The organism is Methylobacterium sp. UNC378MF (assembly GCF_900103195.1).
Taxonomy (GTDB): Bacteria; Pseudomonadota; Alphaproteobacteria; order Rhizobiales; family Beijerinckiaceae; genus Methylobacterium.
Genome location: NZ_FMWU01000002.1, coordinates 133,077 through 151,750 on the forward strand (window position 1 = coordinate 133,077; position 18,674 = coordinate 151,750).

Consider the following 18,674-nt stretch of genomic DNA (forward strand, 5'->3'; position numbering starts at 1 on the left):
CGCGCCGCGCAGGTCTCTCCCGCGCGGCCGCCCTCGCTTTGCGGGATCGTCGTTACCAGATCCTGCCCATGACCCCGCTCTCCGTCCTCGACCTCTCCTTCGTCAGCGCCGATTCGACCCCGGCGCAGGCGCTGCACGACACCCTGGCGCTCGCCCGCCACGTCGACGGCCTCGGCTACCGGCGCTACTGGCTTGCCGAGCACCACGCGCTCCCCAACGTGGCGAGCCCGGCGCCCGAGATCATGATCGGCCAGATCGCCGCCGCGACCCGCAATCTCCGGGTCGGCTCGGGCGGGATCATGCTGCCGAACCACGCGCCGCTGATGGTGGCCGAGCGCTTCCGGGTGCTGGAGGCCCTGTTCCCGGGCCGGATCGACCTGGGTCTCGGGCGCGCGCCGGGCACCGACGGTCTCACCGCCCGGGCTCTGCGCCGCCGCGAGGCACCGGGGGAGGGCGGGGGCGACGACTTCCTCGACCGCCTGCAGGAATTGCTGTTCTGGGACGGCGGCTTCCCGGAGGGTCACCCGTTCGCGCGGATCGAGGCGAGCCCCGCGGGGGTGCCGCTGCCGCCGATCTTCCTGCTCGGCTCCTCCGATTACAGCGCCCGGCTCGCCGGCGAGATCGGCTGCGGCTTCGGCTTCGCGCAGCACTTCTCCGGGATGCCCGCGGAGCCGCCGATGCTGGATTACCGGAACCGGTTCCGACCGACGCGGCTCGGCGCGAAGCCCCACGCGATCCTGGCGGTGGCGGCAATCTGCGCCCCCACGGACGCGGAGGCCGAGCGGCTGGCCGCCAGCGCGCGGCTGGCGACCCTGCGCCGGGAACGGGGCGAGTACCGGCCGCTGCCGAGTCTCGCCGAGGCGCTGGACTACCCGTATTCCGACGGCGAGCGGATGCAGATCGAGCGGGGCCGCGACCGCCTGCACGTGGGCGGCCCGGAGACCCTGCGGACCCGGCTCGCCGACATGGTCGCGCGCACGCAGGCCGACGAGCTGATGATCGTCTCGGCGATCCCCGACCAGGCGGCGCGGCACGAATCCTACGCGCTGCTGGCGCGGGCCTGGGGGCTCGGCGCCGCCTCACAGGCGGCCTGAGCCGTCACCCGGCGCCCGCGGCGGGTCCTGGCGCCGCCGCCGCCGGCCGTGCAGGCTCCCGTTCGGATCACGCCCGCGAACAGACGGGCCGACCGGAGGAGAGCCAAGCATGGGCAACCGACGCGAATTCCTGGCCACCACGGCCGCGGGCCTCGCCGCCGCGGCGGCGGCGCCGGCCCGGGCCGCCGAGGAGCGGAATGCGGCGCCCAAGACCACGCCGGCGGGGGCGCCGGCCGTCGGCATGCCTCGGGACATGGTCCTCCTCAACATGCGCCGCGGCGACGGCTACGCCCTGGGCGTGAAGACGGAGGACGGTGTGCTCGACGTCGCCGCCGCGGGCCGGGCCCTCGGGATGCCGGTTCCCGCCGACATGGACGACCTGCTGCAGAACGGGCGCGGCCCGGCTCTGCGGGCGCTGATCGACGCGGTCGAGGCCGCCCCTGACGGGCGCTTCGTGCTGGCGGGATCCGGCATCGCCTACGCGCCGGTGGTCACGCGGCCCGAGAAGATCATCATGATGGGCTTCAACTACCGCCACCACGCGGAGGAGACCGGCACGCCGATCCCCAAGGACCCGCCGCTGTTCAACAAGTACAACAACGCCCTGAACCACCACGGCGGCACGATCGCGCTGCCGACCCAGGCGGCGCGGGAATTCGACTATGAGACCGAACTGGTGATGGTGTTCGGCCGCGAGTGCCGGAACGTCTCCGAGGCGGATGCCCTCGATTATCTCGCCGGCTACTGCACGGGCAACGATTTCAGCGCCCGGGATCTCCAGACGCTGACCTCGCAGTTCATGATCGGGAAGACCTCCGACGGGTTCGCCCCGCTCGGCCCCTACCTCGTCACCGCCGACCGGGTGAAGGACCCGAACAACCTCAAGCTGAAGACGCTGGTCAACGGCCAGGTGCGCCAGGACTGGAACACCAGCGACATGATCTTCAACTGCCGCCAGCTCATCAGCTTCGCGTCGAAGATGATGACGATCCGGCCAGGGGACATTTTCTACACGGGCACGCCGCAGGGGGTGATCTTCGGCGAGAAGATCCCGCGCAAGGACCGGGCGTGGCTGAAGCCCGGCGACGAGATCGTGTCGGAACTGGAAGGGCTCGGCGAACTGCGCTTCAGGCTGGTCTGATCCGCCGTCCGTGCGATGCGCCTCGCACCGTCATCACGAGCGCAGCGAAGTGACCCAGGGCGGCGCGGCGGCGGGAGTCGTCGCGCCGGCTGGATTGCTTCGCTCCGCTCGCAAGGACGGCACTGTCGCAGCCATCGCCTGAGAACGGCCAGGGTGCTCAGGTCGTCCTCAGCGCCCGAACAGGCGACTGAGGCGGGCGAGGAACCCGGCCCCTTCCGCGGGCTTCGCACCGGGCGCCGTGGCCGGCGCAGCCTCCGCCGTAGGCGCCAGGACCAGCCCGAGGGCCGCCGTGTCGGTGGTCTCGCGGTCGATCAGGATCAGGCTGCCGGTCTCGCGGTTCTCCGCGTAGGCGTCGATCGCCACGGGGCGATCGAGGCGCAGGGACACGTCGGCGATGTCGTTCGCCGACAGGCGCTCCGCCGGGCCGGGCTTGCCGGTCTCAGGATCGATGCGCGAGACGATCCGCTCCACGGTCGCGGTGACCGTAGCGGTGCCGATCTTGGCGAACAGGCTGGCACCCGGGCTCAAATCGGTCTCGGCCGCCCAGAACAGGCGGGCGTCGAGGGTCTCGGCGACCCGCATCGGCGCGTCGGTGGCCACGATCACCTGGCCGCGCGAGGCGTCGATCTGATCGGCGAGCACCAGCGTCACCGACTCGTCCTCGCCGGCCTCGGGCAGGTCGCCGTCGGCGGTGTAGATCCGCGCCACCGTGGAGGTCCGGCCGGAGGGCTGGACCGTGACCGAGTCGCCCGGCCGCACCCGGCCGCTGGCGATCCGGCCGCTGTAGCCGCGGAACTCGGAATTGGGCCGGTTGACCCACTGCACCGCCATCCGGAACGGCGCGTTGAGCGCCTCCGCGTGGACCGGCACGGTCTCGAGGTAGTGGAGCAGGGTGCCGCCCGTGTACCAGGGCGCCGCGACGCCCGCGTCCACGACGTTGTCGCCGTTCTTGGCCGAGAGCGGGATCGCCTTGACCTCGGCGAAGTTCAGCCCGCGGGCGAAGTCCGAGAACCCCGACACGATGCCGTCGAAGGTGCCCTGCGCCCAGCCGGCGAGGTCCATCTTGTTCACCGCCAGCACGACCCGGCGGATCCCGAGATTGGAGACCAGCAGCGCGTGGCGCCGCGTCTGGCGGGTCAGGCCCTGGCGGGCGTCCACCAGGATCACCGCCACGTCGGCCGTCGAGGCGCCGGTGGCCATGTTGCGGGTGTACTGCTCGTGGCCGGGGGTATCGGCCACGATGAAGGAGCGCTTGTCGGTGGAGAAGAACCGGTAGGCGACGTCGATGGTGATGCCCTGCTCGCGCTCGGCCTGGAGTCCGTCCACCAGCAGCGCGAGGTCCATCTCCTGCCCCTGCGTCCCGTGCTTGCGCGAGTCGCGCTGGAGCGCCGAGATCTGGTCGTCGAAGATCTGCTTGGTGTCGTGCAGGAGCCGCCCGATCAGGGTCGACTTGCCGTCATCCACCGAGCCGCAGGCGATGAAGCGCAGCACCGCCTTGTTGCGATGGGCGGTCAGGAACGCCGCGTAGCCGGAGGCCCGGTCGGTGAAGGCCGTGGGAGCCTGGTGGAGCGTCATCAGAAATAGCCCTCCTGCTTCTTGCGCTCCATGGCGCCGGCCCCGTCCTTGTCGATCACCCTGCCCTGCCGCTCCGAGGTGCGGGCGGCGAGCGTCTCGCCGATGATCTCGGGCAGCGTCGCGGCGTCGCTCTCCACCGCGCCGGTGAGCGGGTAGCAGCCGAGCGTGCGGAAGCGGACGAGGCGCTGCTGCGGGGTCTCGCCGGGCGCGAGCGGCAGGCGCTCGTCGTCGACCATGATGAGCTGGCCGTCCCGCTCGACCACCGGCCGCTCCTTGGCGAAGTAGAGCGGCACGATTGGAATGTTTTCCTGTTCGATATAGAGCCAGATATCGAGTTCGGTCCAGTTCGACAACGGGAAGACCCGCAGGGACTCGCCGCGCTTCTTCTTGAGATTGTAGAGGTGCCAGGGCTCGGCGCGCTGGCGCTTCGGGTCCCAGCGGTGCTGCGCGGTGCGCAGGGAGATGATCCGCTCCTTGGCGCGGCTCGCCTCCTCGTCGCGGCGGGCGCCCCCGAAGGCGGCATCGAACTTGTGCTTGTCCAGCGCCTGCCGCAGGGCCTGCGTCTTCATCACGTCAGTGTGGACCTCCGAGCCGTGGCTCACCGGCCCGACGCCGCGGGCGAGCCCGTCCGGGTTGGTGTGGATCAGCAGGTCGAGGCCCAGTTCCTTCGCGCGGGCGTCGCGGAAGGCGATCATCTCGCGGAACTTCCACGTCGTGTCGACGTGCAGCAGCGGGAACGGCAGCCGCCCGGGCGCGAAGGCCTTGAGGGCGAGGTGCAGCAGCACCGAGGAATCCTTGCCGATCGAGTAGAGCATCACCGGGTTCTCGGTCTCGGCGACCGTCTCCCGGAAGATGTGGATGCTCTCGGCCTCCAGCCGCTTGAGGTGGCTGAGGCGGTCGGTGGGGGCAGGGGCGCTCGGCTGCACGGCAGCGGCGAGGGCGGCGCTCATCGGGCGAACTCCGGCTGGCGGGCTGTCTGATTCGAGGTGGTCTCGAAGGCGGCGGGCTCCTGGCCCGGCTGCACCGACGCGATCGGGCGTCCGACGTGCAGGCCGCACTCCTTCTTCTCTTCCTGCTCCCACCACCAGCGGCCGGCCCGCTCAGGCTCGCCGAGCCTCACGGCCCGGGTGCAGGGGGCGCAGCCGATCGACGGGAAGCCGCGATCGTGCAGGACGTTGTAGGGCACGAAATTGTCGCGCACGAAGCTGTCGACCTGGGCCCGCGACCAGTCTGCCAGCGGGTTCAGCTTGATCAGGCCGCGGCCGGAATCGAACTCGGCGAGCGGCGTCTCGGCTCGGTTGGCCGACTGGCCGGCCCGCAGCCCGGTGAGCCAGCCGCTTGCACCTTCAAGCGCGCGGCCTAGCGGCTCGACCTTGCGGAAGCCGCAGCAGGCCTGCCGGGCGGCCACCGAGCGCCGGAAGCCGTTGATGCCTTCGTCGCGCACGAAATCCTCCGCGGCCGCGCGGTCGGGTGCATAGGCGGTGATTCGGATGCCGTAGGCCGATTCGGTCTCGGTCCACACGTCGTAGGTCTCGGCGAAGAGGCGGCCCGTATCGAGGGTCACGATCTCGACGCGGCCCTTGGCGAGCCCCTTGGCGAGCTTAGCCATGGCCAGCGCGTGGGTCAGTGCCTGATCCTCGACCCCGAGGCTCGTCGTGAAGACGAGGCGGCCGGGGATCTCGGCGGCAATCAGGTTGAGACGGCCTGCAAGGTCGAGCCCGGACAGCCGTTCCGCCAGGGATTCGGCCGTCTGTCGGTCCGGACGGGTCATCGTGCCATGTCCCGCGATTCGCGTGGTGGAAAGGCCACGGCCCGCGCCGTGCCTGTTGTCGAACGGTCGAAATGTTCGCTATACCGAACGAAGTCAAGGCGCTTCGGCGCGCTCGCGGGGCCCAGCTCCGGGGTTCGGTGTGCGGCTGCGCACAGCGACCCGTGCCGGCAGCCTGGGCTCAAGGTAAAAGATTCTTCTCAACGGTACCGGTAGCCTCGTATATGCGCCCGCGCCTCCCGCGCGGCGGAAGTGCACGGAGACAGCTTTGGACGCGATCGATCTGAAGATTCTCGCCCTGCTGCAGACGGACGCCACGCTCTCCATCGCGGCGATCGGCGAGCGCGTGGGCCTGTCACAGACCCCGTGCTGGAAGCGCATCCAGAAGTTGGAGGCCGACGGGGTCATCGACCGCCGGGTAGCGGTGCTCGATCCGGTGAAGCTCGGCCTCGGGCTGACCGTGTTCGTCTCCATCGAGACGGCCGACCATTCCCAGGAGTGGCTGCAGCGCTTCGCCGCAACCGTCTCGGCCATGCCGGAGGTGCTCGAGTTCTACCGGATGGCCGGCGACGTGGACTACATGCTGCGCGTCGTCGTCGCCGACATGCAGGCCTATGACAGCTTCTACAAGCACCTCATCGCGGTGCTGCCGCTCAAGAACGTCACCTCCCGCTTCGCCATGGAGAAGGTGAAATCCACCACGGCCCTACCGCTGCCGGCGCCTCCCAAGAACGGACGGCACCTGCCGGGAACGGCGCCCGTCCTCGCCGTGGTCGGAGAATGATGTTCTCTTTTTTCGCAGCGCAGCGAATGCGATGTCCTAAACTCCGCCCGTTCTGCAAAACGAACGTTTCCTGATTGACACCGGCCGCGCCGGCCCCGACATGGTCCCGTAATGTCCCGCCAGAATCTCCTCCCGCGCACCGCCCCGTTCGGGGACGGCGAGCGCGCCAGCCTCGACGCGGTGCTCGGCGCCGCGAGTCCCACGCAGCGCGCGTGGCTCGCCGGCTTCCTGGCGGGCCTCGACGCCGCGGGCGGTCACCAGGCCGCGGTCCCGGCCGCCCCGCCCAAGGCCGCCGCGCCGCTGACGGTGATCTACGCCAGCGAATCGGGGAACTCGGAGGCGCTCGCCGGCAACGTCGCGAAGCTCGCGCGCAAGCAGGGCTTCAAGCCGAAGGTCGTCGATTTCGCCGACCTCGACCTCACGACCCTGCCCAAGGCCGGCAAGCTCATCGCCATCGCGGCCACCTGGGGCGAGGGCGAGCCGCCGGCCCGGGCCGTGCGGGCCTATGGCGAGCTGATGGGGGAGAGCGCCCCGCGCCTCGACGGCGTCGAGTTCGCGGTCCTGGCCCTCGGCGACACGTCCTACGCGGAGTTCTGCGCCATCGGGAAGGCGCTCGACGCGCGCTTCGAGGCGCTGGGCGGCAAGCGCGCCGCCGAGCGGGCCGACCTCGACCTCGACTTCGAGAAGCCCGCCGCCGACTGGATCAAGGGCGCGCTGAAGGCGCTCGCCCCGGCGGAGCAGCCCGACAACGTCGTGGCGGTGGACTTCGCCCGCGCCGGCGCCGGCGAGGAAGACGAATCTGAGCCGAGCCGCGAGCCCGTGGTGGCCGAGGTCGTCGAGCACGTGAACCTCAACTCCTCGCGCTCCGACAAGGAGACGATCCACCTCGCGCTCGCCTTCGAGGACGGCGCCCCGGCCTACGAGCCGGGCGATTCGCTGGAGCTCTTCCCCGAGAACGACCCGCAGCTGGTGGACGAGATCCTCAAGGCCGCGGGGCTCTCGGGCGACGAGGCGCTGCGCACGGCTTTGCTCGCCGAGCGGGACATCACCACGCTCTCGGCCGCCACGATCGAGCGCTTCGTGAAGGCCACCGGCCACGCGGACGCGCAGACGCTCATCGACAGCGGCGAGGCCAGGGCCTGGATCGAGGGCCGGCACCTGATCGACCTGCTGGAGACCTACCCGGCGAAGCTCACGGCCGAGCATCTCGGCACCATCACCCGGCCGCTGCCGCCGCGCGCCTACTCGATTGCCTCCTCGCGCAAGGAGGTGGGCGACGAGGTCCACCTCGCCATCGCGGCGGTGCGCTACGAGACCCACGGCCGCGCCCGCTCAGGCGTCGCCTCGGTCCACGTCGCGGACCGGATCCGCGACGGCGCCAAGCTGCGGGTGCGGCTGAAGCCGAACCGCCATTTCCGCCTGCCGCAGGATCCGGCCACCGACATCATCATGGTCGGCCCCGGCACCGGCGTCGCGCCGTTCCGCGCCTTCGTGCAGGAGCGCCGGGCCGTGGAAGCCCCCGGGCGGTCATGGCTGTTCTTCGGCGACCGGCACTTCATCCACGACTTCCTGTACCAGCTCGAGTGGCAGGACGCCCTGGAGGACGGGTCGCTCACCAAGATCGACGTGGCCTTCTCGCGGGACCAGCCGGAGAAGGTCTACGTGCAGGACCGGATCACCCAGCACGCGCAGGAGTTGGTCTCCTGGCTGGACGGGGGCGCCTACTTCTACGTCTGCGGCGACGCGAAGAACATGGCCAAGGACGTGCGCGCCGCCGTGGTGGGAGCGTACCAGACCGTGAAGAACCTGAGTCCGGCCGACGCGGAGGCCCAGGTCGCGGCGCTGGAGCGCGGCCATCGCTATCAGCAGGACGTTTACTAAGGACACACCGGTCCCCGCACTGCGGGGGCCTTCGACGAGATGCGGCAGAGACAGGCGGGACGCAGGTCCCCTCTCCCGGCCGGGAGAGGGGCAGGGTGAGGGATCAGGGCTTTCCGGCGAGGGCGCACCCCTCACCCCAACGCTCTCCCGCACGGGAGAGGGGGCCGGTCGCGGATCCGGTTCCAGTCCTGCACCGGCTTCGCTCCGCTCGCCACCTCCCCATCGGGGAGGAAGACGCGTTCAGACAGACGGATTCACCCCATGGACGACCACAGCCCCCGCGACGCCGCCGAGACCCCGACCTCCGCCCCGGCCAAGCGCGTCTACGAGACCCCGCCGACCACGCGCCCAATCACGGACGCCGAGGCCGCGCGCGCGGAAAAACTCGCGGCGAACGAGCACATCAAGATCGCCAGCGGCTATCTCCGCGGCACGCTGGCGGACGGCCTCCTGAAGCACGCCACCGGGGCGATCTCGGAGGATGACGGGCAGCTCGTGAAGTTCCACGGGATGTACCTGCAGGACGACCGCGACCTGCGCCCCGAGCGGACCAAAAAGAAGCTCGACAAGGCCTACAGCTTCATGATCCGCCTGCGCATCGCCGGCGGCGTCATCACCCCGAAGCAGTGGCTGATCCTCGACGACATCGCCCGGACCTACGCGGGCGGGGCGCTGCGCGCGACGACGCGCCAGACCTTCCAGTATCACGGCGTGATCAAGTCGAACCTGAAGCGCACGATGGCCGCCATCGACGGCGCGCTCCTCGACACGATCGCGGCCTGCGGCGACGTCAACCGCAACGTCATGGCGGCGACGAACCCGGCCCAGACCGGCGCCCACAAGGCCGCCTACCAGCTCGCCAAGGAGATCTCCGACTCGCTGCTGCCGAAGACCAGTGCGTGGCGCGAGATCTGGCTCGACGGCGAGCGCGTGGTCGGCGGCGAGGACGCGGCCGAGGTCGAGCCGGTCTACGGCCGGACCTACCTGCCGCGGAAGTTCAAGACCGTCGTGGCGGTGCCGCCCTCCAACGAGGTCGACATCTTCGCCCACGACCTCGGCTTCATCGCGATCCTCGACAAGAAGAACCAGGTCACCGGCTGGAACGTCACGGTGGGCGGCGGCATGGGCATGACCCACGGCGAGCCCGACACCTTCCCGCGCACCGCCGACGTGATGGGCTTCGTGAAGCCCGAGGATGCCCTGAAGGTCGCCGAGGCGGTGATGACAGTCCAGCGCGACTGGGGCAACCGCAAGAACCGCAAGAACGCCCGGCTCAAGTACACGATCGAGCGCTACGGGCTCGACGCCTTCCGGGCCGAGGTCGAGAAGCGCGTCGGCAAGACGCTCGGCGCGCCCAAGCCCTTCACCTTCACGGGCAACGGCGACCGCTACGGCTGGGTCGAGGGCGACGACGGCCGCCACCACCTGACGCTCTACGTGCCCGCGGGGCGGATCAAGGACATCGAGGGCGGCGCGCAGTTCCTCTCGGGCCTGCGCCGCATCGCCGAGGTGCATCAGGGCGATTTCCGCCTCACCGGCAACCAGAACGTCATCATCGCCAACGTCCCGGCCGAGAAGCGCGCCGAGATCGACGCGCTGGTCGACGAGTACGGCCTGACCCGCGGCGCGAGCGCGCTCCGGCGCAGCTCGCTCGCCTGCGTCGCCCTGCCGACCTGCGGCCTCGCGCTGGCCGAGAGCGAGCGCTACCTGCCGGACCTGATGACCGAGCTGGAGGAGAGCCTCGCGTCCCACGGGCTCGCCGAGGAGGAGATCACGATCCGCTCCACCGGCTGCCCGAATGGCTGCGCCCGGCCGTTCATCTCGGAGATCGGCCTCGTGGGCCGCGGCCCTGAGCGCTACCACCTCTATCTCGGCGCCGCCCATGACGGCTCGCGGCTGAGCAAGCTCTACAAGGAGGACGTGGCGGCCTCCGAGATCCGCGACACCCTCGACCCGCTGTTTGCCGACTACGCGAAGGGCCGGCAGCCCGGCGAGCATTTCGGCGACTACCTGATCCGCGCGGGCCACGTGGCCCGGACGACCAACGGCCCGGACTTCCACGACCGGACCGGCGCCCTGAGGCCGGCCCTGCAGGGCTGAGGCCGTCAGCTACGCGCGTCCCGGGGCAGGCTCCCGAATGCGCGAGGCTCCCAATGCTGCGGCGGCGATGTGCCGGGGGCGGGCTGGCCCCCGGACGGCCTGGTCCCGGTTTGTGCCATCCACCTCCTCATCCTGATGGCCAAAGCGTAGCGGAGGACGCGAAGGGAGAGCTCAAGCCGGCGGCACAATCCCTGGGGCGCTCGTTCGAGGCATGCTGCGCAGCACCTCAGGCTGAGGAGGGGGCTGGGTGGCCTGGGCAGCTCCGCCTCATCATCCGCCCAGTGCGGGTGGCTGCCGCCGACGGGCCCTGCCCCGAACCATGCAGCTCGACGACGCCGAAGCCTGTTTCACGCGCAACGGATTCCATCGCACCACCATGCAGGACCTCGCCCGCGAGGCCGCGATGAGCCCGGAAACGTCTACCGCTACGTTGAATCCAAGGAGGTCCTGGTTCCGGGGCTGGTGGAGCGCGAGCGCGCGGAACCCAGCTCGTGGCCGAGATGGAGGGCAGCGGCGACCGGCGCGGGGCGCTGATCGAGATCATCGCGCGCTACTTCGTGTCGATCACCCGTGAAGCCGCGACCTTGCGTGTTGAGATCTGGTCGGAATCCACGCGCAATCCGGACATCGCCGCCATGACGGCGCGGACGGAGGCCGAGACCCGAGACTGGTTCGTCACGACCCTCACGGCGCTCGCCACCGGGCCGGATTGCGATCCGGAAGCGCTCTACGCGCTCCTCGCGCCGCTGATGCGCGGGATCGTGGTCGGCCGCGCCGCACTGCCCGATGACGACGTCACCGCGGCCGTGGCCCAGCTCCACGCGCTTCTGGATGCGGGGCTCGACGGCCGCCTGCCGCTCCCTGGAAATTCGGATCGTGCCGCGTCCCACGGATCCTGACCTCGATGCAACGCGCGTACGTCGGTCGACAACGCCGCCATTCTCGATCGCGCGCCGAACCCGGCGCGCGGTACGCCGGCCGGTCCGCGATCCCCCTCACGCGGACCGGCCGTGACCGACAATCCCGAGCCGCTTCTTGAAGGATGGGGTGACGCGGATCGGTCGCGTCCCGGCGAAGGCCACTGGACGCAGCAGATTGAAATCTGCTCGTCCCGGCACACGCCGGAGCCGCTTGATTTGAATCGTTTCAAAGCATTGCTCCAGGATGCGTGCCTTCTGCGCCACATCCGCGGAATAGGTCTCGCACTCCACCGACCTTTTTCGCAATCGGCATTGAGACCGGACCAAATTTAGACCCAAGGAATACCGCATCCGGCCGATGCGGCGCTCTTGAGAACGATTTTAAACTATGGGCTTTGAACGGGTCGACGTCGTCGATCGTCACAGGGACTTTCGACAGGGCCGGAATTTGTGCGGCGCCGGACTTGCACTATCGCTCGTGGTCATTCCGCCAGCAGACGTTCGAGCGCAATCCGCGCCGGTGCCCGACGAGGTCATCCTCTCCGAACTCAGCGTCACCGGCACGGGCCCGGCCAGCGAGCGGGCGGATGGCCCCGTCGCCGGCTACCGAGCGACGCGCTCGGCGACAGCCACGCGCACCGACACCCCCGTGCGCGACGCGCCGCAATCGATCAACATCGTGCCCCGCGCGGTGATCACCGACCAGCAGGATTTGCGCCTGACCGATGCCGTGACCAACGTCAGCAACGTGACGCCCGGCAGCACGGTGCAGGGACGGTCTCAGAACTACCTGATCCGCGGCTTCGCCACGCAAGTCTTCGCCGTGGACGGAATCCTGGTCAATCCGGCGATCAATTTCTATCCCGTCGAGCGTGATCTCGTGAACGCCGAGCGCGTCGAGGTCATCAAGGGACCAGCCTCCGTGTTGTTCGGCCGCGGCGATCCGGGCGGCGTCATCAACATCGTGACCCGTAGGCCGACCCTGGAGCCGACGGCGGATGCCAGCGTGCAGGGTGGCAGCTTCGGCTTCCGGCGCTTCCAAGGCTCGGTCTCGAGCGCGATCCCGGCCCTCGACGGGCTCGCAGCACGCCTCAGCTTCGCCGCGCAGGAGGATCCGACCTTCCGCAACATCGGCGACAACACGAACCGGCGCGTCTTCGTCGCCCCAGCTCTCAGTTGGACGCCGAGCGCCGACACGCGGGTCTACATCAATTCGGAATTTACCAATCAACGCACGCAGTATGACGAGGGTCTTGTCGCCGTCCGCGGTAGCGTCCCGCTGGACAACATCCGGCGATACTACGGCGAGCCGTTCTCACGGTACTATGGCGAGATCAACGGGATCACCCTGCGTGCCGAGCACGACGTGAATGAGAACCTGACGCTTCGGCAGGTTATCAACGGCCAATGGGGAGCCTTCAACCTGTTCACGGCCCGCGCCACCGGCGTCAACGCCGCCGGCACGCAGGTCACGCGCCGTGACGCCTCGGTCGATTCCCGTTTCGCGGCCGTGGACACGCAGACCGAAGCGGTGCTGCGGTTCGACACGTTCGGCTTCGCCCACACGGCCCTGGCGGGCTTCGAGTACACCAACGGCTTCCGGCATCCCTATTCGCAGCAGGGCAGCCTCGCACCGGTAAGCCTGCTCAACCCGGTGTTCGGCGCCATCCCCGGGGCGCTCGGCTTCCAGGCCGACCTGAAGCAGAAGCTCGAGCTGTTCGGATTCTACGTGCAGGATCAGATCGTCCTGGCGCCCGGCCTTCAGCTGGTGCTCGGCGCCCGGTTCGATCTCGGCACCCAGTACTACTTCAACCGCGTGCCGACATCGAAGACACAGCCGCCTGAGCAGAGCCTGTTCGGCGCCTCACCCCGGGTCGGCCTGATCTACCGCCCGATCGAGGCACTCACCTTCTACGCGAGCTACGCGACCTCCTTCGCTCCGCAGAACGCGAACCTGCTGAATGTCGTTAGCCCGCCCCCAGAAACGGGCGAGCAGGTGGAGGTCGGAACCCGCATCGACATCAATCCCGACCTGACCTTGAGCGCAGCCGCATTCCGGATCACCCGGGACAACGTAGCCGCCAACGATCCGGTCAATACCGGCTACTCGATCATCACCGGGCAGCAGCGCTCGGAGGGAGTCGAGGCCGACCTGACCGGCGAGATCGCGCCGGGATGGAAGGTCATCGGCGGGGTCGGCTACCTCGACGCCCGGATCACGAAGGACAGGATCTACCCGGTCGGCAACCGCCTCGTCGGCGTGCCGGCCTTCAGCGGCAGCGTGTGGACGACCTACGATGTCCAGGCGGGACCGCTGCGCGGCCTGGGCCTCGGCATCGGCGTCACCCATGTCGGCCAGCGCACCGGGGACCTCAACAACAGCTACAGAGTCGGAGCCTACAACCGGGTCGACGCGGCCGTGTATTACGACTTCGACGCGCACTATCGCCTCTCGATCAACGTCCGAAATCTGACGAACGCGCGCTACATCGAACAGCCGTTCAATCAGTTCAACAACACGCCCGGTGCCCCGTTCTCGGTGCTGGCGACGATCACCGCCCGGCTCTGAGCCGGGCGGGCCGCATCGCGCGTGGCGGCGGGCCCGTCCCATCGCGTCGCCGCGCAGTCGCGTTGCCGCGGTCCTTGCGAGCAGAAGGAAGTCACCCGGACAGGGCGACGACGGCCGGGCGATACTCTGAGTCCCGTTGCTCCGCTCGCAATGACCGAGCGGGCTGCGGCAACCAGAGGCTCCACAGGACGCCGCCGTCAGGGATTCGCTGTGCGGACGGCCCCGGCCGGCGCCTTGGGCTCGACGGCCCTGCGGCGGGCACTGGCGCGGCGGCGCAAGACGTAGAGCGTCAGGCCGGTCGCCGCGAAACCCGGCATGGCCAAAGCCGCGAGGCAGAACAGCAGCGCGACGAGGTCGCCGAAGAAGCGGCCGCGATGCACCTCCAGGATGTTGTCCAGGAGACGCCGGCCCAGGGGCGCGTCGGCGGCGCGCTCGGAGGCCAGCAGGGCTCCCGTGGCGGGATCGTAGCGGGCCTCGTTGCGGGCGCTCGGCGCGTCGACGCCCTTCGGCAGCCAGCGGATGCGGATCGCCTTCGTGTCGGCGCCCGGCAGGGTCAGGACCGCCGTGCCGGCCTCCTCGCCGGTCCGCGCGCGGAAATCCGCCCAGGCACGGTCGACGGCCGCACCGCCGGCCGCGGCGTCGCCGGCGCTCTCGGCCCGCCGCCCGGCCGCCTTTCCGCCCCCCGGGGATGCGGGCTTCGCCGCCTCCGGCGCGCCCACGAGCAGCCGCGCGGCGCCGTCCTTGAACCACGGGTAGGACCACGTCAGGCCGCTGAGCGCGACGACCAGGTAGACCGGCAGGAGCCACGTCCCGACGACGGCGTGCAGCGACCACCAGCGCGGCCGGCCGGGGCGCGACAGGGCGGGCCTCAGCCAGATCCGCCAGCGATGGATCCGGGGCCAGCGCAGGTAGAGGCCGGTCGCCAGGAAGGCCAGCAGCGCCAGGGTGCAGGCGCCCGTGATCGTGCGGCCCCAGCCCTTGGACCCGCCGGGGAGCAGCAGCCAGCGGTGCAGGTCCCGCACCGTGGTGAAGGCCTCCTCCAGCCGCACCGGGCCGAGCAGCGTGCCGTCGTAGGGGTCGGCGTAGGCGGCGGGCGGCCGCGCGCGGGTCTCGGGATCGCGGGCGAAGCGGACATGGACGCTCGCGCGCGGGTTGTCCGACAGGGTCAGCACGTTGGCGACGCGGCCGCCCGCCTGCGCGTCGATCCGCGCCGCCAGCGCCGCGGGGGCCAGCGCCGTCCGCCCGCCGGGCGCGACCTCCAGCCGGTCGCGGTTGGCGAAGGCGGTGACCGCCTCCTCGTAGCTCATCAGCGCCCCGGTCAGGCCCATCAGGGCGAGGACGAGACCGGCGGTGAGGCCCAGCGCCCAGTGCAGGCGGAAGAGCAGGGTCCGGAGGGAGGGAATCGGCAGCGTCATGGCAGTGCCGGCTGCCTAGCAGAGTCCGGCCACGCTGACGACGCGGCGGGACGCATGCCCCGCCCGTCTGTCCGGCCGTCCGCCGGTCTCAGGTGATCGGCGCGGGGTTGAACAGCGTCAGGTCGTTGAACAGTCCCCACCGGTCCGACCAGGGGCGCTTGCGCCCGCTCGCCACGTCGAGGATCAGGTGGAACAGCTCCCAGCCGACCTCCTCGATCGTGGCCGCGCCGGTGGCGATGCGGCCGGCATCGAGGTCGATCAGGTCGGACCAGCGCTCGGCCAGCTCCGTGCGGGTGGCGACCTTGATCACGGGCGCCTGACTGAGCCCGTAGGGCGTGCCGCGGCCGGTAGAGAACACCTGCAGGGTGATGCCCGAGGCGAGCTGCAGCGTGCCGCAGACGAAGTCGCTCGCCGGCGTCGCGGCGAAGATCAGGCCCCTCTCGCGCACGCGCTCGCCCGGCGCCAGGACCCCCGAGATCGCGCTCGTGCCCGACTTGGCGACCGAGCCCAGCGCCTTCTCGACGATGTTGTTGAGACCGCCCTTCTTGTTGCCGGGCGAGGGGTTGGCGCGGCGGTCGGCCTCGCCCTTGGCGAGGTAGGCGTCGTACCACGCCATCTCGCGGACCAGCGCCGCGGCGACCTCCGGGGACTTGGCACGCGGGGTGAGCAGGTGGATCGCGTCGCGCACCTCGGTCACCTCCGAGAACATCACGGTGGCGCCGCAGCGGACCAGCAGGTCGGCCGCGAAGCCCAGCGCCGGGTTGGCGGTGACGCCCGAGAAGGCGTCGCTGCCGCCGCATTGCAGGCCGACCACCAGCTCGGAGGCCGGGCAGGTCTCGCGGGTCCGGCGGTTCAGCACCTCCAGGCGGGCCTCCGCCATCGCCAGGATGCTGTCGATCATGGCCGAGAAGCCGTGGTGGCGCTCGTCCTGCAGCCGCACCACCCCGTCGCCGGCGGCGCCGTTGTCGGGCAGGAGCCGCTCCGAGACGAGCTTCTCGCAGCCGAGTCCGACGACCATGACTTCGCCGCCGAAATTCGGGTTCTGCGCGAGGCTCTGCAGCGTCCGGATCGGCACCACCGCCTCGGGGGCGTTGATGGCGACGCCGCAGCCGTAGGCGTGGGTCAGGCCGACCACGTCGTCGACGTTGGGGTAGCGCGGCAGCAGCTCCTGCTTGATCCGCCGGATCGCCACGTCGAGGGTGCCGGCGACGCACTGCACGCTGATCGAGATCGCCAGGATGTTCTTGGTGCCCACCGACCCGTCCGGGTTGCGGTAGCCCTCGAAGGTGTAGCCCTCGAGCGGGGGCAGGGGGGCCGGCGCGCGGGTGGCCATCTCCAAGGCATCGAGGGCGGGGGCGACCGGCGTCGCGACGCGGGATTCCTCCACCCAGGCGCCCCGCGGGATCGGTTGCGTCGCGATGCCCACCACCTCGCCGTAGCGGCGGACCTCCCCGCCCTCCGGGATGTCGGCGAGGGCGACCTTGTGGCCCTGCGGCACGAACTCGACGAGTTCCAGCCCGTCCGGGAACACCGTGCCGGCCGGCAGCCCGAAGGCGTTGACCACGATCGCGACGTTGTCGCTGTCGCTCAGGCGGATCGTGCGCGGCAGATCTCCGGGCCCCGCGCCGGCCGGGTGCGGGCGGGTCGGGGCGTCGATCTCGGCCTGCATCGGATGCTCCTTCCATCTCGCGCCCGTCCGGGCTTCTGTCGGGCTCAGGCGGCGTCGCCGACCGCGTGGTTCGCCAGGGCCTCCAGAGCCTTAACCATGGCGGAGTGATCCCAGGCCGCACCGCCCTGGGCCACGCAGGCCGAGAACAGCTGCTGCGCCAGCGCCGTGGCGGGCAGGCTGAGGCCCAGCGTCCGGGCGTTGTCCAGGGCGAGGTTCAGGTCCTTCTGGTGCAGGGCGATGCGGAAGCCCGGGTCGAAGGTCCGCTCGATCATCCGCGCGCCGTGCAACTCCAGGATCCGCGAGGTGGCCAGCCCGCCGGTGATCGCCTGCCGCACCTTGGCGGGGTCGGCGCCGGCCTTCGAGGCGAAGAGCAGCCCCTCGGCCACCGCCTCGATGGTCAGGGCGACGATGATCTGGTTGGCGACCTTGGCCACCTGTCCGGACCCGACCGGGCCGACATGCGTGACCGTCTTGCCCATCGCGGCGAACAGGGGCTCGGCGCGCGCGAAGGTCTCGGCCTCGCCGCCGACCATGATCGAGAGCGCGGCGTTCTTCGCCCCGACCTCGCCGCCCGAGACCGGCGCGTCGAGATAGGCGCCACCCCGCGCGGCGACCCGGACGGCGAAATCCTTGGTGGCGAGCGGCGCGATCGAGCTCATGTCGATCAGGGTCTTGCCCGGCGACAGGCCCTCGGCGACGCCCCCGGGCCCGAACAGGACCTGCTCGACGTCCGGGGTGTCGGGCAGCATCAGGATGATCGTGTCGGACCGCTTCGCGACCTCGGCGGCGGTGGCACAGGCCGTGCCACCCGCGGCCAGCAGCGCGTCCGGGACGCTCCGCCGGCTCTTGAGGAACAGGCTGTGGCCCGCCGCGATCAGGTGACCCGCCATGGGCGCGCCCATGATGCCGAGGCCGATGAATCCGATGTTCATGGGTAGCGATCCCGGTTGCGGAACTCAGGCGCGGAAGCGGGCGGCGAGCGCCTCGGAGCTGCGGGCGAGCAGTCCCATGTCGGAGCCCACCGCGGTGAAGCGGGTGCCGGCCGCGATGTAGCGGCGGGCGAGCTCCTCGCTCGGCGTGAGGATGCCGGCCTGCTTGCCGGCCCGGACGATCCGGGCGACCGCCGCCTCGATGGTGGAGACCACCTCCGGGTGGCCCTGCTGGCCGACGTAGCCGAGGCTGGTGGACAGGTCGCCGGGCCCGATGAACACGCCGTCGACGCCCTCCACGGCGGCGATCGCGTCCAGATTGTCGAGGGCGCGCCGGGACTCGACCTGCACCGCCACGAAGATCTCGGCCTCGCAGCGGGTGTGGTAGTCCTTGATCCGGCCGAACCGGGCGGCGCGGGGCGCCTGCGAGAAGCCGCGGATGCCGCGGGGCGCGTAGCGCGTCGCCGCGACCACCCGGGCGGCCTGCGCGGCATCGTCGATGTTGGGGATCATCAGCGACTGCGCGCCGGCGTCGAGGATGCGCTTGATCGTGATCGGGTCGTCGCTCGGCACCCGCACCATCGGGTGCGTGTCGCCCTCCATCATCGCCTGGAGCTGGGCGTAGATGTCCCGGAGGTCGTTGGCCGAGTGCTCCATGTCGAGGAGCAGCCAGTCGAACCCGGCCCCGGCGACCACCTCGGTGGAGATGGGACTCGCGAGGCTGCACCACAGGCCGATCTGCTGGCGCCCCTCGGCGAGGGCCGCCTTGAAGCGGTTGGTGAGGCTGTCCATCACGATCCTCCCTGGGGGCGTCGCGGCGTCTGCGCGC

At 70.6% G+C, this 18,674-nt stretch carries 16 protein-coding genes; 8 read left to right on the forward strand and 8 right to left on the reverse strand.

Going from position 1 to position 18,674, the window contains the following annotated elements; all coding sequences use genetic code 11:
• Positions 1-68: 68 nt before the first annotated feature.
• Positions 69-1,094 carry an LLM class flavin-dependent oxidoreductase gene (locus tag BLT59_RS02505; protein WP_091776125.1) on the forward strand — a complete coding sequence of 342 codons (1,026 nt, stop codon included), beginning with the start codon at positions 69-71 and terminating at the stop codon, positions 1,092-1,094.
• 109 nt (positions 1,095-1,203) lie between these two features.
• On the forward strand, positions 1,204-2,235 hold the full coding sequence (locus BLT59_RS02510; protein ID WP_091776128.1) for a fumarylacetoacetate hydrolase family protein: 1,032 nt from the start codon (positions 1,204-1,206) through the stop codon (positions 2,233-2,235).
• A 168-nt stretch (positions 2,236-2,403) separates the two neighbouring features.
• Here the strand turns inward: BLT59_RS02510 and cysN are convergent, their stop codons facing one another.
• The 3 genes from cysN to BLT59_RS02525 are packed head-to-tail and all read right to left on the reverse strand — an operon-like array spanning position 2,404 to position 5,581.
• Positions 2,404-3,810: a sulfate adenylyltransferase subunit CysN gene (gene cysN, locus BLT59_RS02515; protein ID WP_091776130.1), complete on the reverse strand. Its 1,407-nt coding sequence runs from the start codon at positions 3,808-3,810 to the stop codon at positions 2,404-2,406.
• On the reverse strand, positions 3,810-4,760 hold the full coding sequence (gene cysD, locus BLT59_RS02520) for a sulfate adenylyltransferase subunit CysD (protein ID WP_091776133.1): 951 nt from the start codon (positions 4,758-4,760) through the stop codon (positions 3,810-3,812). The genes cysN and cysD overlap by 1 nt, the downstream gene beginning before the upstream one ends.
• Positions 4,757-5,581 (reverse strand): phosphoadenylyl-sulfate reductase, encoded by an 825-nt coding sequence (locus tag BLT59_RS02525; RefSeq protein ID WP_091776136.1) that lies wholly within the window; start codon positions 5,579-5,581, stop codon positions 4,757-4,759. The genes cysD and BLT59_RS02525 overlap by 4 nt, the downstream gene beginning before the upstream one ends.
• A gap of 265 nt (positions 5,582-5,846) precedes the next feature.
• Here BLT59_RS02525 and BLT59_RS02530 point away from each other — a divergent pair, with 265 nt between their 5' ends.
• The 5 genes from BLT59_RS02530 (at position 5,847) to BLT59_RS02545 (ending at position 11,242) form a co-directional block, all read left to right on the forward strand.
• Complete coding sequence (locus BLT59_RS02530) at positions 5,847-6,362, forward strand: Lrp/AsnC family transcriptional regulator (RefSeq protein WP_010686224.1); 516 nt, start codon at positions 5,847-5,849, stop codon at positions 6,360-6,362.
• 111 nt (positions 6,363-6,473) lie between these two features.
• Positions 6,474-8,243, forward strand: a complete 1,770-nt coding sequence (locus BLT59_RS02535) for a diflavin oxidoreductase (RefSeq protein WP_091776138.1) — start codon at positions 6,474-6,476, stop codon at positions 8,241-8,243.
• 261 nt (positions 8,244-8,504) lie between these two features.
• Positions 8,505-10,343: an NADPH-dependent assimilatory sulfite reductase hemoprotein subunit gene (locus BLT59_RS02540; RefSeq protein ID WP_091776141.1), complete on the forward strand. Its 1,839-nt coding sequence runs from the start codon at positions 8,505-8,507 to the stop codon at positions 10,341-10,343.
• A 319-nt stretch (positions 10,344-10,662) separates the two neighbouring features.
• Positions 10,663-10,917, forward strand: a complete 255-nt coding sequence (locus BLT59_RS31670; RefSeq protein WP_244513793.1) for a TetR family transcriptional regulator — start codon at positions 10,663-10,665, stop codon at positions 10,915-10,917.
• Positions 10,844-11,242, forward strand: a complete 399-nt coding sequence (locus BLT59_RS02545) for a TetR family transcriptional regulator C-terminal domain-containing protein (RefSeq protein ID WP_244513812.1) — start codon at positions 10,844-10,846, stop codon at positions 11,240-11,242. The genes BLT59_RS31670 and BLT59_RS02545 overlap by 74 nt, the downstream gene beginning before the upstream one ends.
• A gap of 96 nt (positions 11,243-11,338) precedes the next feature.
• Here BLT59_RS02545 and BLT59_RS02550 read toward each other — a convergent pair whose 3' ends face one another.
• Entirely contained in the window at positions 11,339-11,554 is a 216-nt protein-coding gene (locus tag BLT59_RS02550; RefSeq protein WP_091776144.1) for a hypothetical protein, read from the reverse strand.
• A gap of 97 nt (positions 11,555-11,651) precedes the next feature.
• On the opposite strand from BLT59_RS02550, the gene BLT59_RS02555 reads away from it, so the two are divergent.
• Positions 11,652-13,832 carry a TonB-dependent siderophore receptor gene (locus BLT59_RS02555; RefSeq protein ID WP_091776147.1) on the forward strand — a complete coding sequence of 727 codons (2,181 nt, stop codon included), beginning with the start codon at positions 11,652-11,654 and terminating at the stop codon, positions 13,830-13,832.
• Positions 13,833-14,029: 197 nt separating this feature from the next.
• Here the strand turns inward: BLT59_RS02555 and BLT59_RS02560 are convergent, their stop codons facing one another.
• The 4 genes from BLT59_RS02560 to BLT59_RS02575 form a co-directional block, all read right to left on the reverse strand.
• Positions 14,030-15,247 (reverse strand): PepSY-associated TM helix domain-containing protein, encoded by a 1,218-nt coding sequence (locus tag BLT59_RS02560; RefSeq protein WP_091776150.1) that lies wholly within the window; start codon positions 15,245-15,247, stop codon positions 14,030-14,032.
• A gap of 88 nt (positions 15,248-15,335) precedes the next feature.
• Positions 15,336-16,916 (reverse strand): galactarate dehydratase, encoded by a 1,581-nt coding sequence (garD, locus tag BLT59_RS02565; RefSeq protein ID WP_091776152.1) that lies wholly within the window; start codon positions 16,914-16,916, stop codon positions 15,336-15,338.
• Between the two features lie 44 nt (positions 16,917-16,960).
• Positions 16,961-17,848: a 2-hydroxy-3-oxopropionate reductase gene (locus BLT59_RS02570; protein ID WP_091776155.1), complete on the reverse strand. Its 888-nt coding sequence runs from the start codon at positions 17,846-17,848 to the stop codon at positions 16,961-16,963.
• 24 nt (positions 17,849-17,872) lie between these two features.
• The gene (locus BLT59_RS02575; RefSeq protein ID WP_091776158.1) at positions 17,873-18,637 is read right to left on the reverse strand and encodes an HpcH/HpaI aldolase family protein; all 765 of its coding nucleotides are present in this window, start codon (positions 18,635-18,637) and stop codon (positions 17,873-17,875) included.
• Between the last annotated feature and the right edge of the window lie 37 nt (positions 18,638-18,674).

What these genes read in the sequence shown, in the direction of transcription:
- BLT59_RS02505 (WP_091776125.1), top strand. Translation starts at nt 69, where the DNA reads ATGACCCCGCTCTCCGTCCTCGACCTCTCCTTCGTCAGCGCCGATTCG.
- BLT59_RS02510 (WP_091776128.1), top strand. Translation starts at nt 1,204, where the DNA reads ATGGGCAACCGACGCGAATTCCTGGCCACCACGGCCGCGGGCCTCGCC.
- cysN (WP_091776130.1), bottom strand. Translation starts at nt 3,810, where the DNA reads ATGACGCTCCACCAGGCTCCCACGGCCTTCACCGACCGGGCCTCCGGC.
- cysD (WP_091776133.1), bottom strand. Translation starts at nt 4,760, where the DNA reads ATGAGCGCCGCCCTCGCCGCTGCCGTGCAGCCGAGCGCCCCTGCCCCC.
- BLT59_RS02525 (WP_091776136.1), bottom strand. Translation starts at nt 5,581, where the DNA reads ATGACCCGTCCGGACCGACAGACGGCCGAATCCCTGGCGGAACGGCTG.
- BLT59_RS02535 (WP_091776138.1), top strand. Translation starts at nt 6,474, where the DNA reads ATGTCCCGCCAGAATCTCCTCCCGCGCACCGCCCCGTTCGGGGACGGC.
- BLT59_RS02540 (WP_091776141.1), top strand. Translation starts at nt 8,505, where the DNA reads ATGGACGACCACAGCCCCCGCGACGCCGCCGAGACCCCGACCTCCGCC.
- BLT59_RS31670 (WP_244513793.1), top strand. Translation starts at nt 10,663, where the DNA reads ATGCAGCTCGACGACGCCGAAGCCTGTTTCACGCGCAACGGATTCCAT.
- BLT59_RS02545 (WP_244513812.1), top strand. Translation starts at nt 10,844, where the DNA reads ATGGAGGGCAGCGGCGACCGGCGCGGGGCGCTGATCGAGATCATCGCG.
- BLT59_RS02555 (WP_091776147.1), top strand. Translation starts at nt 11,652, where the DNA reads ATGGGCTTTGAACGGGTCGACGTCGTCGATCGTCACAGGGACTTTCGA.
- BLT59_RS02560 (WP_091776150.1), bottom strand. Translation starts at nt 15,247, where the DNA reads ATGACGCTGCCGATTCCCTCCCTCCGGACCCTGCTCTTCCGCCTGCAC.
- garD (WP_091776152.1), bottom strand. Translation starts at nt 16,916, where the DNA reads ATGCAGGCCGAGATCGACGCCCCGACCCGCCCGCACCCGGCCGGCGCG.
- BLT59_RS02570 (WP_091776155.1), bottom strand. Translation starts at nt 17,848, where the DNA reads ATGAACATCGGATTCATCGGCCTCGGCATCATGGGCGCGCCCATGGCG.
- BLT59_RS02575 (WP_091776158.1), bottom strand. Translation starts at nt 18,637, where the DNA reads ATGGACAGCCTCACCAACCGCTTCAAGGCGGCCCTCGCCGAGGGGCGC.